Source organism: Methanobrevibacter thaueri, from assembly GCF_015062915.1.
In the GTDB taxonomy this organism is placed as follows: domain Archaea; phylum Methanobacteriota; class Methanobacteria; order Methanobacteriales; family Methanobacteriaceae; genus Methanocatella; species Methanocatella thaueri_B.
In genome coordinates this window covers 12,005-28,402 of the sequence record NZ_SUTJ01000018.1, presented here as the reverse complement: position 1 = coordinate 28,402, position 16,398 = coordinate 12,005, and the positions used below count along the sequence as shown (strand labels likewise).

The window sequence follows — 16,398 nt, the reverse complement described above, 5'->3', positions numbered from 1 at the left end:
AAATTATTAGAACCAAGAAAAGGTTACTTAACAGAAAGGAGGATGGCAATTCCATCCTCGACCTAAAGAAGTCGAGGCATCCTTGCCAAATTAAAGATGAATGAGAAGAAATACTGTGATAAGGGAAAGTATGCAGCGCCAAGATGGCTCGTGTATCCCCAGCTTTCAGCCATGACAATCGGCTGGAGAATGGGCTACGGTGAAGACTACAGGATGAACGAGCCGCCAAGATCAAGGGAATTCTTTGAGCTTTTCCCACAGCCACAGAACTGGATGTTTCAGGAAAGGAAATTCAACTCTGAAAAGGCAGTCTTGGCAGGATACCTTTGGAGGGACTATGGCGAGCCTAAATACTCAGAAATTGGTGAAGATAAGGTTATTGTCAATGATTTCATTACCATGAGTGATGAGAAGGAATTCCAGCAGGATTCAAATTCATTTCCATCCATCGAGTACATGGTGCTCTATTCAAGGTACGGCTCATTTACAGGTGACCATTCCAGGGAAATTCCAATTGAAACCTTAAGGCAATTTCAGGTTCCTGACAACGAGCTTGACAGATGGGAGGAGTTCAAGTACTCAGTATGTCTCAATGCCTGCTACTATAAGATCATGCAGGATGAGGAACTAAAAGATTGGCTATTGTCAACTGGCGACAAGTCACTGGTTTATGACTCAGAAGATGAATGGGGAGGCGACACCAACCTCTTCGGCTTTGCGCTTATGGAGGTGAGAGACGAGATAAGAAGATTCACCAAGAATGTTGATTTAATCGATTGGGAATACACAGAGTATCTAAAGCACGCTTATCCGTATGTTAAACATGACAAGAACCCGTTGGACGACCCTCAGTCACCCGAATATAATGTGGTGAGGTCAGTTTTCTCATCATCACAAAAATATGTTCGTGATGTCAATCTCGATGAAAAGCTTGCAGAAAATTATGAGGTTGGCCAGATTATCACCGAAAGGGCTTTTGTCGATGCCTCATCACGCATCGGCGGAATGGTGACATCACACAGGTACCTGATATTCTCACAGTTCATGGCGGACCTGTCAAAATTCGAAAAGGACACCAACTGGGGCCTTCACACTGCAAACAAGGACTCCCGCTTCAAGGTGATTGACATCTTCACCCATAAGGGAAAAACACAGATTGCGCTTCTGCAGTTGCCTGACGGCTTTGAGGGAGTGTTCAATCAGGTAACTGATATCGAGGAGGAATATGTCAAAAAGGCAAGGGATGAATTCAAAAAGGCCCTTGAAATGGATGTGATACCTGAACTGGCTAGTGAGATGTGGCTTGAGCGCTGCAGCTTCCCCCTTGGAATGAGTGATGAGGGTGAATTTTTCTAGATTCATCCACATCACAAACATCACTTTATTATTTTTTACAATATTAATTAATTATCTCAAAGATTCGATTGATGATTTTATAGAATATTATTTTTAATTCAATTTAATCAATCATATCTTTAACTAAACTGTGTTGAAATTGTTGTTAGATTATAGGTAAAAATCAATTATCAAAAAAAGAACGAATTTAATGTATTATTCAAATGAACTTCATAATAATTCCCTAGACATTATAACAAAACATACAAAAGGTTATATAACGTAGGTGAAATAATAATTAGTAATAAATACATAAATACGGAGAATGCATTGAATCATCCAATCAAGTGGATTTAAAAATGAATTCGATTACATCAATTATGATTGATGCATTTTCCGATGATGAAAAAGATTACAACGGTTGTGTGATAATATGAACAGTAAAAACTCTGCTGAAAGTATTGAAGAATTTGATCCGTTTGATTTTCTAAGGGAAAGTTTGGAGTATGCAAAAGAGGACTTGGCAATTGCCAATGATAAGATTGCCCGTCTTGAAGCTGAAAAGCAAATGTTACTGGAAAAACTAAATGAAAAATAGAATCCTTTGCATTCTATTTTTTAACTCTTTTTTTATAATTCATGGTGATGAGATGTTAATATTGAAAAACAAGTATGTCCTGCACATTCCGCTTTCAAGGTTTGTCAACGGTGAGTTGGAAATGCTTGACATTGACGATCTGCTCGAGGAGCTATTCCGTAAACTGGAAGAGAACGGCATTGATGGATTCTACATTACACGTGCCACAGGTTTTTACTGCTCCCGCAAATATCCTGAGCTTCTCATTACAGTCTATTCAAACGAAAAAGGAACTGTTGAGGAGATATTTGAGGAATGGTTCCAAACCCACAATAATGTATTGTGCCAGGAGGCATTCTCATATGAGGTCAATGACAGGCTGCATGTCATAAGGCTAGATGATTCTTGACTGCTAAACTTAAATCATTTTAGGGACAATATATTAACATGAATTTCATGAATGATAACGGTAACATTAAACAGTTTCAGATGGTCAAGTTCATCAATGAGAACTGCACTGATGACCATGTGGTTTCAAAAATATCCATTGTGCTTCGAAGGGACAAGATTGAGGCACCGTATTACATGGTTACAAAAATCAAATTATCAGCTTGCCTGGACAATCCTGAAAAGGGGCTCTTTCATGCTATGGACATGTTGAACCATCACAGGAGACACAATCTCACTGAGGAAAAGTATGGTGAAATCAGGGCACTTGCGGATGATGCAATCGGTGATGAGCGCGTAAAAGTCACCGAAAAGGAAAGCCAGCTTCAGATGACCATGCTGTGCCTCAACGATGAGGAATTCTTTAAATTATACGAGGATTATAAAGAGCTATTTGATTTGATTGACAATCTTGTGGAGTAGATTATGAGAGACAGGCATTTTCGTGAGGATGAAAACGAGCTTCCATATCTTGTAAGTTCAAAAAGGGATCCCATAAGGTCAGGGGGAGGTTATATTTCCCCAGCCATGAACGCCAATAATGTTCCCTTTAGGGAATTTCCGGCATATGTAAACAGGCTAAACATTCCCTATGATGACAAGAGGCTGCTCATTGATTCAATCATTGTCGAGCCTGAAAACTGCACATTCTCCTTTAAAAATTCACAAGATAACCTTAAAATTGAATTCACTGTTGAAAACCAGTATGTGAGGTCATACGTTTCCGTGGTCTTTGACGGTGAGTTGTATGTCAGTTTCTGGTCTGGCAATTACGATGGCCTTGAATCCATGCAATGGTTTAAAAATGAGGTTCGAAGAATCAAGAAGGAGATTGGCAAGGATTTCTGGAGCTTTGCCGGAGGATTTCATCATGAGCTTAGAAACGGCATTTTCCGATTGACCAACGATTGCAGTATTGTTGCATATTTCGGTGACGGAAGCACCAATATGGAGCATCGCCTTTACAATGTCGATTTGGCCAATCAAAGGCTAAATCTCAACATCATCATGTCCACTGCAGAGTTCTGTGGCTTGATGCTTTAACTTTTTTTTCACTAAATTTAAATAATTCAAAATGTAAACTATTTTATATAATTGAAGGATATGTTGTTCTTCCAACAAACGGGGACTATCTGGTTATGAATGAGAGCGATGCTTCAAAGCTTCGGGTTGTTGAGGATAATATTGCTGGTGTTTCATTCAACAACATTACCTGCAAGATAGTCGAGGCCCACTCACCTGGAAACGGAATGATGCATTACCTCCTTGTTGAGGGTGTTGAACTGCAGAACACATTTACAAAGAACCTGTTTGATCAATAGCATTCAACTGCACGCTGGGGGAGTCACCAACTCCCATTTGATGTGCTTGTCCAATTGTCTTCACCATTAACATTTCCATTTTTTTTCCGAAACATTTATTAACAACTTTTTACCAACAATTTATTAACAAAACTGTTACCAATTTGTGTGTATATTTTGGAGGTGACACCATGCACAATCTGCAAAATATTGAAATGAATTTCCATAACCATCTAAAAACCGGAGTTGGACTATATTTTTTCAAGGGAATCGAGTTTCCAAAAATGGATGAAAAGCTATTCAGCCAGGAAGCAGTGATGGACGTGCCCTTTGGAGCATGCTTCTATTTTATTGCAGTTGAAAATGAAAAACCGGTGCTCTACCTAAGGACAGTGTCAAGAATGGACCCTGATTTTGAGAAAGTGTTCCGGGATGATGGTGAAAGATTAAAACCTATTAAAACCAATGAATATCTTCAAAAGAGAGATGAACATAATGTGAAAGGAGTGATTTAAATGGCAATCGTGAACTATTACCAATGTGTGGAATGCGACTTGGAGCTTGCTGATGACGGAAGACTGTTTTACTATGACAATGATTCCGGCGAGACAATTGAATTTCTAATTCTCATGTCAACAGTAGGTTTGGACAGGGGATCCAAAATAAAAGGAAATGTTACAGAAACATATTGCAAGAGCTGTGACAAGTACATGAGAATTTACTCAATCCGTGAAAGCGAGATCGAAAACCCATGTGAAACCGTAAGGAAAGGCATAGACAAGCACATTTCAGTTATCCAATCCGAATTGGAAAGGCTTAAAGGAATTAAGAGAAGGTCAAAATACACAATTACTCCAGAGGAAGACTATTACGTAGTGGATTTTCCCGAATGGGGGGATTTTTACCATGTGGATGATGAGCCGGAAATGTCTAAGGAGGATGTTATTAAAGATGCATTGAGTCAGTTTCACGAGGAGATTGATTATAAAATCAATTCCATGGATGATAAAGTGGCTGAATCAATAATTGTGGTTCTTGATGAAAGGGGCAAGGGCGAGGATGATCCATCAGAAATGGTTGAATGTCCCGATTGCGGAAGTGAAGTCAACAAATATGTGAGTAATCTAAATGAATGTCCGAAATGCGGCGGTCTATTCGGTTGCATTAACTCAGTATGTTATGATTAAAGATTTAAAGGTGTGAAAAATGATTCTGTGGCTGTTGATATTAAACATAATTATCGTGATTATATTAATTGCACTATTCTATAAAGAGCAAAACACTAATAAACTCCTATGGGGATTAGTGGTATTGCAAATAATATTGATTGTTGCCAATATAATCTTGCAAGTAGTGGGATAACAATTGGTTCATATTCTAGACCTGTTGAATGGTTCAATGGACTATGTGGAGTGAAGATTATGGTAAAAAAATATCCTATGACTTATGAAGAATATGAAAAAAGAGTAGTTGAACTATTCTTGGAAGATTATACTGATGATGAAGCATGGTATCAGAGGGATAAAATGATGAAAAATAAAAATAAAAAAATGGATAATATTACTGTTAAAAATGAGGAAAGTAAAAAATATCCTGTATCTGAAGAGGAATATATTTATACAGTACAAGAATATTTTAAAAGAACATACCCTATGTTAAGTAATTATTTTGATATGTTATATGATGAACAAGTAATAAAAATAATTAAAAGAGGATATAAAAGAGATTGTTGGAGTTATGATAATGGTCAAATTCAAGGAGATTATTTTAATATAAATAATCCTATTTTGGGTAATAGTATTTTACCAGCATTGGAGTTAGCAGTTGAATTTCCAGAATATTTAGATTAAAAATATTATACAAAAAGATAGGAGATTAATTAATGTTAAATGAGAATGATTATCCAATGTCTTATAAGGAATTTGAAAAAAGGGTAGTGGAGTTATTCCTTGAAGATTATTCAGATGATTCTTTAGAAAAGATGAGGAAAAGAATTGATGATGAAGTGAATGAGGATAATAATTTTATTGGAATGTTATATGGGCAGTCCTGTTTTATTTACGATAATCCTGAATTATATGGAGATTCTTGTAAAGATTGTTTTAAGGATAAATTTTTAAAACAAACGCCAGTAGCACAGTTAAGATTACTGATAGGTTAAAAAAGGTGGTTTTTTCATGAAAATCGAATTGGATCAAGACTCATCAGATGATGAAGAAATCATTAAGAAGATACATGATTCCAATAAAGAAATTCAAGAATTCATTAAAATCTTAAAAGTGGGTGAAATAATAAATGAGCAACAAAGAGATTATGATAGATGATAGTGAGTTATGTAGGAGAACTAAAGAGCAGATGAAGGAATAATTTCTAATGCAGAAGCAGATGATGAATGGAATATAATTTTTCGTGAATATTCAAAGGAAAATATTCATACATATATTGACAATTATAAAAATACTTTAAATTCAGAAAATCTTAATTTAGAGATATATAATATTCTTAAAAATCCTAAAAGGAGGTAGTATTAATATGGATAAGGAACTTATTGAGATAATGATGTCAGATGGTGAGTTAGGTTATGGTGAATGGAATAATGTTAGTAAATATTCTTTTTTGCATAAGTGTTTGGATGATGAACGAAGGATTGAATATTAAAAAGAATTAGAAAAAAAAGACCCAGTTAAGTATCATGAATATAAAATATGGGAAAAGGCATATGTAAAAATAAATAATCTTAAGGAGTGAAAATTAGTTTTTAATGGATAATAATTTTGATAAGATTAGTATTAATGATATTATTTCATAATCTTTATTATAACTTGTGTGTAAATATTGGATTATAATAGGATGTGAGTATATGAAAATCAAAAACTTGTCAGATGACTTCTATTATGAAGAACTGGAAGAAATTCTGAAAGAAAAGGGAATAATCAAGGATGAGAAGATATTCATTGGATACAAATTTGATGACATGACCTTCAAGTCAGTAGAGGAACTGAACAAGTTCATAGACGACCACTGCATCTGTTTGTCTGATGAAAACTACACATATTTTGTCTACAAAAGATCAGCAATCGATGAAAACATCGAGTTTCCTGAAGACTATTATGTCGATAGGGTTGAAAACGAAAACATTGACTTTCCGATGAAAGAGTAATGAAGGAGTTAATTTAATGAGTAAAACATTCTTATCAAAATCAAAGTACTGCCAAGGTGTGCAATGTGACAAGATGCTCTGGCTAAATGAGTATAAGCGTGAAAAGGCTACAGTTTCAACCAACGATTCCATATTGGACACTGGAAGAAAGGTAGGTGAGGCTGCAAGGGGTCTTTTTGGCCACTATGAGGATGTTCCAACCGATGAAAGCATCCCTGTCAGGGTTAAAAGAACAAGTGAACTGCTCGAACAGGCACCTAATGTCATTGCCGAAGCCTCATTCAGCTATGAGGATAATTTCTGCAGTGTTGACGTTTTAAAAAACGATGAGGACGGCGTTGAAATCTATGAGGTTAAAAGCTCAACCGAGATAAAGGACATTTTCCTTGAAGATGTCTCCTACCAGTATCATATCCTCTCAAGCCTTGGATTGACAGTCAAAAGGGCAGCCATCGTTTATCTAAACAATGAATACGTAAGGGGCAAGGAATTGGATTTGAATGAGCTATTTAACATTGAGGATGTCAGACAAATCGCTATCCAAAACCAGAGCCAGATTAAAAGTAATATTGACATGTTCACAGAGTTCATGCAAAGCTATGGGGCTGACAGTGAACCGGATAAGGACATCGGGCCGTACTGCTTTGATCCCTACATGTGCGAATACTGGGAATACTGCACCAGGGACTTGCCGAGGCCTAATGTATTTGACGTGAGGGGAATGTGGACATCTAAGAAGTTCGAGAAGTACTATGAGGACAAGGTATCCTTTGGGGACTTAAGGGATGAGGACCTGAATCCCAAATATATGGAGCAGATTGATTTCGAGCTTAATCAACGCGAAGCGAAAATTGAAATACCTGCAATAGAGAATGTATTGGACTCTCTAGTCTATCCGCTTTATTTCATTGACTATGAGACATGCCAGTATGCAATACCGAAGTATGAGGGAACAAAGCCATACCAGCAGATACCATTCCAGTACTCACTGCACATCATCCCCAAGAAGGGCGCTCCGACAGAGCATAGGGAATACCTGGCTGAGGCAAATGACGATGACATGATTAGAAACTTTGCCGAAAGCATGATCGGTAATCTACCTGAAAACGGCAGCGTAATCGTTTACAACAAGGGTTTCGAGTCAAGCGTTAATAAAAAGATTGGTGAAATGTATCCTGACCTTAACGGTGAAATAGAAAGGATAAACGCAAACATCGTTGACTTGATGGTGCCGTTCAGCAAAAGGCAATACTATACAAGGGAAATGCAAGGCTCATACTCAATCAAGAAGGTCCTGCCGGCGCTTTTCCCGGATGATGATGAGCTTGACTATAATAATCTGCCCGGTGTTCATAAGGGTGATGAGGCCTCAAGTGCATTCCTAAGCTTGAATGACATGACTCCAGAAGATCAGGAAAAGACAAGGCATGCACTGCTTGAATACTGCAAGCTTGACACTTATGCAATGGTGAAGATTTGGGAGAAATTCAAGGAAGTAACAGGAAGATGATATTATGGATTTGGAAAAAATGAAAGAGGAAAACACAACTGACAACACCCGTCTAGAGGAACTTACAAGAAGCGAGATAACACCGGAAATGCAGAGGGAATTTTTAGACATTCTTAAGGAGTCACAGCTATTGATGCCTGTGACATTTTCAGAAAACATCTTTGAAGGGCTTGAAAATGCAAAGGTAGGCGATGAGATTGCTCCACAGGGACAAATGGGATTCAGCATTAACTATCTTGAGGACAATGAGGGAAACAGGGTCGTGCCGTTGTACACAAGCGATAAGGCAATGGAGGAAGCGGGGGTTAGAAGCTCTGTTTACGCACTCTACATGAGCGACCTTGCAGACATGCTGAAACAGACCGACAAGTACTCAGTCATTTCAATCAACCCATTCACCGACCATGACATCAACATGCCGATTCAGGCGTTTTTGGGATTGTTTGAAGAGGAAAACGATTTAATGGAAACACTCAATACAATGCTTAAGATCCTTGAGGAAAAATCCCAAACATTGGAGGATGATTATGCATTTTTCGTAAGGGAAAGTGTTGATTTTATGAAGGAGGATGCCGTTGACGGCGTGTTTACTCCAAACATTCCGTTCAATGCAAGCACAAGAAAGGATTTCCATGGGGATAAGAAGTATTTAAATGTTCTTTTAATGCCTAAAACCAGCAAGATATTGTATATTGGTGATATTGTTGGTGAGGACGGCTATGACATTGTCATTGCTCCTGGAAGCGAGTTCCATCATGTCGAGGATGTGGATGAGTACACTCGAGTGTGGAAATGCGGTGCACAGCCTTTTTATGATGATTAAAGGTCATAATCAATGTACTTATATGATTGTGGAGCCTGGATTCCCTCAGGGATGAAGGGTTCATCATAAACCTCAAGATTGGTTATTTCAATCGCATAGGCCTCATCCTTGTCGTGTAGATAGCCTAAAAGATATTCCTCTGTTGTTCCGGATACGTCTTTGAATCTGTCCCAAAGGTTTTGGGGAGTGTCCATGACGATTTCACCAGGTATGAAACGAGCAACTATGCTTGCATCAGGTAAGGTTTGATAGATGTAGATTTTATCAACTTCCTGTTTGTAGATTCTTCTTCTGAATTCGTATTTCTTCTCTCCTGAAAGTATCTTTTCGACGAATTGGGGTTTGATTGAAATTATTAAGTTCATAATATAAATTATATAATAAAAGGTTAAAAATATGTATATAATATGTGAGGGGATTTGAATGGAATTAGGTTGGATTGATTTTTCAAAATCAGAACGAGACCAAGTTTTCAATATTCTAGATTTGTTAGGTGAAGATGGTTTATTAGATGAATTGGGAATTGCTCCGATTCGTGATGGTTTTTCTGAGTTACTTTTTCCAGGAACATCCACTATCCAAACAAGAGCTAAATATTTTTTAATTATTCCTTATATTTTAAAAACTCTTGAATTGAATAATGAAACTAATGATCCTAGTAAATTAAATGATGATTTGGAGAGAATGGAGATAAAATGTGCTAAATGTCTTCTTGGAAAACATCCTGGTGAAAATGGAATTATCGGACGAAATGCTATACTTAATAATGGATGGGTTCAAAGACCTCCTTCAAATATTTATTTAGCGGGTCTTAGGAAATATGGTATTTTTAATTTTAGATATTCAATTTTGAAATATTTTAATGTGATTTGCTCTAGAAATAAGGATAATCAAACAACTTTGAAATATGGTAATTCATCAGATAAAAATGAATTTGAACATGATGATTTTAATGCAGGCGTTGAAAATTTTTCTTATTTAAACATTCCAATTTATACAAATAAATGGCATGAAGATTTAGAGATTAATTTAAATCAAGAAGAAGGGGAATTTTTAAAAAAACAGATAATTAAAAACTGTGAAGATTCAATGTTGGCATATATTTTAAAAGAGGATATGTATGATTTTATATATTACGGTAATCTTGATGAATTGGATGATAATCTAATTGATAAATTTCCCCCTTATATTCAAAAGAATTACAGGGATGCAATTTCATTTTCTGAGTTTGTTAATGTTTTGATTATTAGGTATAATTTAATTGTTTCCAATTATGAAAACAAAGATGCTATTGCTGCTTTTGAAGATGTTAAAGACAACTTGAAGGATATTTCGGATATTAATTTTTCTGATATTATGGCGAAATTTAAAATAAACAGTGATAAATTAAGGATATTTTTGGATAAATCTAAGGAATTAATGTTTGAAGGAAAAATGGATGATTTAGATAAACTTATTACTAATCGTGAAATTTTTTTAAAGGGTAGGAATCGTGCACGATCATACAATCCTGGGAAATATGGTAATGATAAATGGTTTGGTGGAGATAAACTTAATTATAGATTTTACGAGGTAAAAGTTATTTTGGGAGATATCTTTAAAAGTCAGGGGGTGACTGTGGATGCTGAATCCAAATAATAAAAAAGATAGGTTATATTATGGAAATATTTTGGAAGCCCCTGCTAATTATCAACTTGATTTTGCAATAGCTACAACATACTCTCTCGATTTTGATGCTTTAATAAGTACCTCCATATCATTAAGTTCATTTGATAACTTGGGTTCCGATTTAGTATCTAATCCAATTTCTATACTTGGGTCATTGAGGGAAACTTCTGATAAAATTGCCATATTCTGTGAAAATGGTCAGATTAAATCTCCTAATAACGTAAATCCATTGTATATGTTACTGGAGAATATGGTTTTTCAGGTTAAGATGTCAAAAAAATTAAAAAATCGATTCGCTTCATTTCATCCTAAATTTTGGTTATTAAGGTTCATTAATGATGATAAAAATGTTTTGTATAGAATTATTGTATTAAGTAGAAATTTAACACTTGATAGGAATTGGGATATAAGTTTCACAATGGAGGGATACAAAGAAAATGAGTTAAATAATAGTAAAAATGAACCTCTTAAAAGTTTCATTGATTATTTAACCGGATTTTTACAAGATGATGTAAAAAAAGAAAAAATGTTTAATATAATCAATGAGTTAGATAGAATTGATTTTAAGTTAAATTCTAACATTTTTGATGAATATGAATTTTTTATCAATGGCATAAATAATGAATATTCAATTATTAATTCTAATTTATTTCAAGATAATTCGATTGATGAATTAATGATAATGTCTCCATTTTTAAGTAAAACGGTGATAAAAGGTTTTAATAATAGAAAAACCAATAATTCAAAGGCACTTCTTTTCACTCGTATTAATTCAATAGGGCCTTTGAAAGAAGATGATTGTAATAATTTTGAGGTATATGCTTTAAGAGATGAGGTATTTAATGGTGAGGCTTCTTTTTCTGAGGAAGTGTCAGATATCAATAAACAAGATTTGCATGCTAAGATATATGTTGTTGAAAATGAAAAATTTACTGAAATATATTTAGGTTCATTTAACGCGTCTGATAACGCATTATATGGAAATGTTGAATTCATGATTAAACTCAAAGCCAAAAAAAGCAAATTATCTATTGAAAAATTATCTAATGATTTATTTAACGGTGAAAAGGGTGGAATGAAAGATCCTTTCCAATTAATTACAGTTGATGATGTTGTTGATGAAATAAATGAAGGGGATAAGTTAGAAAGTGTTATGAAATATGTCTCTCGACTAGATTCAGAGGCAAATATTTTGATTAATGATGATAGTTATAATGTTAGTGTAGAATTTTTTGATCTTGATGAAATGGAATTAAATGGTTTTAATGTAAATATTAATCCATTATTACTACCAAATAAATCAGCCAATTTTTCTAAAAAAATTACATTTAATAACTTGAACAAATTAAATTTATCTGTATTTTATATCATCTCTGTTAGTGATGATTTAGGAAACAAACTTGAGAAAGTTGTAAAAATTCCAACAAAGGGAATGCCTAAGAATAGGCATGAAGATGTCATTGCAGATATCATAACTGATGAGAATTCCTTTATGGAATATGTTGCATTGTTATTGGGTGATGATTATATTTTTAGTTTAAAAAATGATTACAGAGTTGTTAATGGTAAAGGGAGTAGTATAATACTACAAGATTTGTATGAAAAAATGTTAAAAGCAAGTTGTTATTCTCATGATAAATTTAAAGAGATAAAATCCATTATTGATTCAATTACAAGTGATAATGTTATACCTGATGGCTTTGAAGAAATGTATAATACCTTTTTGGAAGTGATTGATTTTGATGAATAAGGACTATTTTGATATAATAGAAAATAATGTAATGTCAGATTTAAAAGATTTCCAAATAGCTACTGTTGAAAGAATTGATGAACTTTATAGGCAAGGTCAAAATCGTATTCTTGTTTCTGATGAGGTGGGGCTTGGAAAAACATTAATTGCGCGAGGAACAATTGCTAAATTTTTAAAATTTAAAAATGAAAATGAAGATCATATATTAAAAGTTATTTATATTTGCTCTAACGCAACTATTGCCAATCAGAATATAGAAAAATTATGTATAGTACAAAATGTCAATGTTGAAAGTGCGGATACTTCAAGGCTATCTATGCAACATTTTAATATATTCATGCAGGAATATGATGACAATATTTTAAGAGGACATATTCAATTAATTCCATTAACTCCCAAGACATCATTTGTAAATAATTCCCCAGGAACTAAAGATGAAAGGGCTTTAATTTATACTATTTTAAAAAGAGTACCTATGTTTAAAAATTGTTTAGAAGAGTTAAACTATATATTTAGCAATGGGGTTAAAGATTGGAATGAGTATACTGATAAATGGGAGATGAATGTAGATTCATGTAATAACAAATCAAATGGCAAATACTTACGTTATATGATTGGTGAAATTTATAATTATTTTGATGAACTCCAAGAGTTACAAAGTCTTTGTAAAAAAGTAAAAATAAATCAAAAAATAAAAAAGAGGCCTATTATTAGAAAGTTTAGATTATTATTTGCAGATATTTCTTTAAATAAATTGAATCCTGATTTAATTATTATGGATGAATTCCAAAGATTCAGATATTTGTTGGAAAATGATGTTAAATCAGATATGGAAATGATAATTTCAAAATTTTTTAAAATTGATGATGATTTAAGAATATTAATGCTTTCAGCAACTCCATATAAAATGTATTCGACATTGGATGAAATTTATGAGGATGAGATTAGTTCTCATTACTCGGAATTCCTCGAATTAATGGATTTTCTGATTACAAAAAAAGAACATAAAGTTGAGTTTGAGAGGATTTGGGAGAATTATTCTATTGAATTAAAAGAATTCAATAGGAATAATTTTTCATTCATAGAAGCTAAAAAGATAGCTGAAGATAAATTATATAAAAATATTTGTAGAACTGAAAGAATCACTGAAACAAAACTTTCAGATTTTATTGATGATAGTGATGCAAAAAATTCATTAACTATTATTAAAGAGGATGTTGAATCATTCATTGAGATTCAAAGGCTTTTAGATGATATTGGATTAAATATCAATGTGCCTATTGATTATGTGAAATCATCACCATATCTCATGTCATTCATGAAAAATTATAAATTAAAAAGTGAAATTGAATCATATTTTGCTAATAATCCTTCTGAAGTTTATAAAATGCGAAAAGATACTTTTTGGATAAATAAAGATGATATAAATAATTATAGGAAAATTCCATTAAACAATTCCCGTTTAAAAAAGTTATATGATATTGTAATGACTGAAAATGTTGAAAAGTTATTATGGATGCCTCCGTCAATGCCATATTATGAATTACAAGGACCATTTAAAAATAAGAATAACCTTTCAAAAACTTTAATATTTTCATCTTGGGAAATGGTTCCACGAATGGTTTCATCATTATTGTCTTATGAAGTTGAAAGAAAAACAATTGGAGAGTTAAAAAAGTCAGACGATGCATTAAATTATTCTAAAGGTTACTATTCTGATCGTTTAAGATTCAACCTCACTGAAAAAGAAAAACCTCGGTTAATGTCATTATTCACATTTTTATATCCTTCAATATTTTTTTGTGATTTGTATAATCCTGTTGATTGTTTAAATAGAAAATTATCCCTTAATGAAATTGAGAATGAAATAAAATTTAATATTAAACAAGCATTAAATGAAATTCCTTCTAATAACTCTAAGAATATAGATATAAGATGGTATTATTTAACTCCATTAATATTAGATACAATGTATTGTGGAGAGGGATTTGTTAATCAATGGTTTGATGATATTGATGAATTAATTTATAAATTTTACAATGAAAAAGGTTTTAGTAAGTATTTAGATAAGTTGAAGACGGAATATACTTATTTTAATAGTTTTGGAAAACAACCTGAGGATTTATTAGATGTATTGTGTAATATGGTTTTGGCATCACCTGCTATATGTGTTTATAGATTATATGAAAAGGAGTTTGGTAATGGGTATCACTTGATAAGTTATTATAATAAGTGCTCAATGAGGATATCAAGAGAGTTCATAAATTTTATGAATCGTCCACAATCCACTGCAATTATTGATTTACTGTATAAATCAAATTCAGAGTATGTATATTGGAAAAATATTTTAAAATATTCAAAAAATGGTAATTTACAAGCTGTACTTGATGAATATGTTCATTTATTGTCAAGTGGATTGTATGATGATGATATTAATAAAATTAAGTTGATAACAGATAAATTATTAAACTCTTTTAATTTAACAACTTCTCATTATGAGTTTGATACTTTTGAAGATTTTACATTAAAAAATAAAGATAAAGATACTATGAGAACTCATTTTGCAGTATCATTTATTAAAGGAAAAAATGATGATTCTGATGCAAAACGTAAAAAATCTGTTCGTGATACTTTCAATTCTCCCTTTTGGCCCTTTGTATTAACATCAACATCTATAGGTCAGGAGGGATTGGATTTCCATAATTATTGTAGAAGAATTATGCATTGGAATTTACCATCAAATCCCATAGATTTAGAGCAAAGGGAAGGACGAATCAACAGATATAAATGTTTAGCTATTAGGCAAAATATTGCAAGAAGATATGGCCGTACTGACTTTAAGACAAATCACATTTGGGATGAATTATTTAATAAAGCATCCGAAAGTGAAAATTCTGGATCCTGTTCTGATTTAATTCCATATTGGGGTCTAGAAGATAAGGATGACATGATTAAAATTGAAAGAATTGTTCCAATGTATCCTTTTAGTCGTGATGTAAGTAGATATGATAGATTAATTAAGATTTTATCACTTTATAGGTTAACTTTAGGTCAATCACGACAAGAATATTTGATAAATTCATTGTTTAGAAATTATGATTTTGAAAAAAATGAGTTAGTTGATTTGTTCATTAATTTAAGTCCTTATTATAAAAGTGAAATAAAAGATTTTAAAGGAAAATATAATAAAATTGAACTAAATTCTGGCGATGAAGTGGTTATCCAAGAAAATAATGATTTAATATTAGAAAGTCAAAAGGATAATCTTCCAATTAAAAATTTATTTTTTAAATTAACAACAAGCGATAACTCTAATTTCATTAATTTTTATAATCTAAGTATAGATTTATCCAGCTACTGGTTTAAATTACTTGATTTGAATCAAAATTTAAACATTTTTACAGAATTAATTAAAAAAGATAATTCCGCTTATATGGCACCTATTGATGAAATACCTTTAAATCAGATTAGATTTGAAATGTTAATTGATAATGGTTCAATAAAGGTAATGCTTTTTGGAGAAAATAATGAATATGATGATTCGTTATTTGAGTTTCTATTTGACCAAAAAAATGAGATTGAACAAGAATTAGGTTTTGATGTTTTTTGGAATCAAAAAATTAAAAATAAATCTTGGAAAATATTAGTGTATTTACCAATTGATTTAAATAATGAAAATTGGGATGATTCAATAAATTGGCATTTATTTATTGCAAAGAAATTCAAAGAAACATTTACAAATAGAATAAATGAATATTTTAATCAAAATCCAAATATTATAAGATTATAATTTAAGAACACAATAGTGGTTAAATTAAATGAAATGT

Annotated in this window: 19 protein-coding genes; 18 read left to right on the top strand and 1 reads right to left on the bottom strand. The window is 32.7% G+C overall.

The features are described 5' to 3' along the window. Positions 1 to 96 precede the first annotated feature (96 nt). The 15 genes from E7Z78_RS08960 (at position 97) to E7Z78_RS08890 (ending at position 9,153) form a co-directional block, all read left to right on the top strand. Entirely contained in the window at positions 97 to 1,356 is a 1,260-nt protein-coding gene (locus E7Z78_RS08960) for an NADAR domain-containing protein (protein ID WP_303724827.1), read from the top strand. A gap of 412 nt (positions 1,357 to 1,768) precedes the next feature. Then, a complete protein-coding gene (locus E7Z78_RS08955; protein ID WP_303724826.1) occupies positions 1,769 to 1,933 on the top strand; it encodes a hypothetical protein in 165 nt (54 codons plus the stop codon). A 52-nt stretch (positions 1,934 to 1,985) separates the two neighbouring features. Beyond that, positions 1,986 to 2,321 carry a hypothetical protein gene (locus E7Z78_RS08950; protein WP_303724825.1) on the top strand — a complete coding sequence of 112 codons (336 nt, stop codon included), beginning with the start codon at positions 1,986 to 1,988 and terminating at the stop codon, positions 2,319 to 2,321. Between the two features lie 38 nt (positions 2,322 to 2,359). Continuing rightward, positions 2,360 to 2,782, top strand: coding sequence for a hypothetical protein (locus E7Z78_RS08945; protein WP_303724824.1), 423 nt, complete (start codon positions 2,360 to 2,362; stop codon positions 2,780 to 2,782). A 3-nt stretch (positions 2,783 to 2,785) separates the two neighbouring features. After that, entirely contained in the window at positions 2,786 to 3,403 is a 618-nt protein-coding gene (locus E7Z78_RS08940; protein ID WP_303724823.1) for a hypothetical protein, read from the top strand. 95 nt (positions 3,404 to 3,498) lie between these two features. Then, positions 3,499 to 3,681: a hypothetical protein gene (locus E7Z78_RS08935; protein ID WP_303724822.1), complete on the top strand. Its 183-nt coding sequence runs from the start codon at positions 3,499 to 3,501 to the stop codon at positions 3,679 to 3,681. Positions 3,682 to 3,851: 170 nt separating this feature from the next. Continuing rightward, on the top strand, positions 3,852 to 4,175 hold the full coding sequence (locus tag E7Z78_RS08930) for a hypothetical protein (protein ID WP_303724821.1): 324 nt from the start codon (positions 3,852 to 3,854) through the stop codon (positions 4,173 to 4,175). Continuing rightward, the gene (locus E7Z78_RS08925; protein WP_303724820.1) at positions 4,176 to 4,847 is read left to right on the top strand and encodes a hypothetical protein; all 672 of its coding nucleotides are present in this window, start codon (positions 4,176 to 4,178) and stop codon (positions 4,845 to 4,847) included. A gap of 108 nt (positions 4,848 to 4,955) precedes the next feature. Continuing rightward, on the top strand, positions 4,956 to 5,510 hold the full coding sequence (locus tag E7Z78_RS08920) for a hypothetical protein (RefSeq protein ID WP_303724819.1): 555 nt from the start codon (positions 4,956 to 4,958) through the stop codon (positions 5,508 to 5,510). A 32-nt stretch (positions 5,511 to 5,542) separates the two neighbouring features. Further along, positions 5,543 to 5,821 (top strand): hypothetical protein, encoded by a 279-nt coding sequence (locus E7Z78_RS08915; protein ID WP_303724818.1) that lies wholly within the window; start codon positions 5,543 to 5,545, stop codon positions 5,819 to 5,821. 16 nt (positions 5,822 to 5,837) lie between these two features. Beyond that, on the top strand, positions 5,838 to 5,984 hold the full coding sequence (locus E7Z78_RS08910) for a hypothetical protein (protein WP_303724817.1): 147 nt from the start codon (positions 5,838 to 5,840) through the stop codon (positions 5,982 to 5,984). A gap of 208 nt (positions 5,985 to 6,192) precedes the next feature. Beyond that, on the top strand, positions 6,193 to 6,318 hold the full coding sequence (locus tag E7Z78_RS08905) for a hypothetical protein (protein ID WP_303724816.1): 126 nt from the start codon (positions 6,193 to 6,195) through the stop codon (positions 6,316 to 6,318). 202 nt (positions 6,319 to 6,520) lie between these two features. Next, the gene (locus E7Z78_RS08900; RefSeq protein WP_303724815.1) at positions 6,521 to 6,820 is read left to right on the top strand and encodes a hypothetical protein; all 300 of its coding nucleotides are present in this window, start codon (positions 6,521 to 6,523) and stop codon (positions 6,818 to 6,820) included. Positions 6,821 to 6,836: 16 nt separating this feature from the next. Continuing rightward, positions 6,837 to 8,330: a DUF2779 domain-containing protein gene (locus E7Z78_RS08895; protein ID WP_303724814.1), complete on the top strand. Its 1,494-nt coding sequence runs from the start codon at positions 6,837 to 6,839 to the stop codon at positions 8,328 to 8,330. A gap of 4 nt (positions 8,331 to 8,334) precedes the next feature. After that, complete coding sequence (locus tag E7Z78_RS08890) at positions 8,335 to 9,153, top strand: SseB family protein (RefSeq protein WP_303724812.1); 819 nt, start codon at positions 8,335 to 8,337, stop codon at positions 9,151 to 9,153. Here the strand turns inward: E7Z78_RS08890 and E7Z78_RS08885 are convergent. After that, positions 9,150 to 9,518, bottom strand: a complete 369-nt coding sequence (locus tag E7Z78_RS08885) for a hypothetical protein (RefSeq protein ID WP_303724811.1) — start codon at positions 9,516 to 9,518, stop codon at positions 9,150 to 9,152. The two genes, E7Z78_RS08890 and E7Z78_RS08885, sit on opposite strands and share 4 nt — an antisense overlap. Positions 9,519 to 9,576: 58 nt before the next feature. Here E7Z78_RS08885 and E7Z78_RS08880 point away from each other — a divergent pair, with 58 nt between their 5' ends. Genes E7Z78_RS08880 through E7Z78_RS08870 form a run of 3 tightly spaced genes read left to right on the top strand, consistent with a single transcriptional unit; the run spans position 9,577 to position 16,361 of the window. Then, positions 9,577 to 10,791 carry a DUF6361 family protein gene (locus E7Z78_RS08880; protein WP_303724810.1) on the top strand — a complete coding sequence of 405 codons (1,215 nt, stop codon included), beginning with the start codon at positions 9,577 to 9,579 and terminating at the stop codon, positions 10,789 to 10,791. Beyond that, on the top strand, positions 10,775 to 12,571 hold the full coding sequence (locus tag E7Z78_RS08875; protein WP_303724809.1) for a hypothetical protein: 1,797 nt from the start codon (positions 10,775 to 10,777) through the stop codon (positions 12,569 to 12,571). The genes E7Z78_RS08880 and E7Z78_RS08875 overlap by 17 nt, the downstream gene beginning before the upstream one ends. Further along, positions 12,564 to 16,361 (top strand): DUF4268 domain-containing protein, encoded by a 3,798-nt coding sequence (locus E7Z78_RS08870; protein WP_303724808.1) that lies wholly within the window; start codon positions 12,564 to 12,566, stop codon positions 16,359 to 16,361. Before E7Z78_RS08875 ends, E7Z78_RS08870 begins: the two co-directional genes overlap by 8 nt. The last annotated feature ends 37 nt before the right edge of the window (positions 16,362 to 16,398 follow it).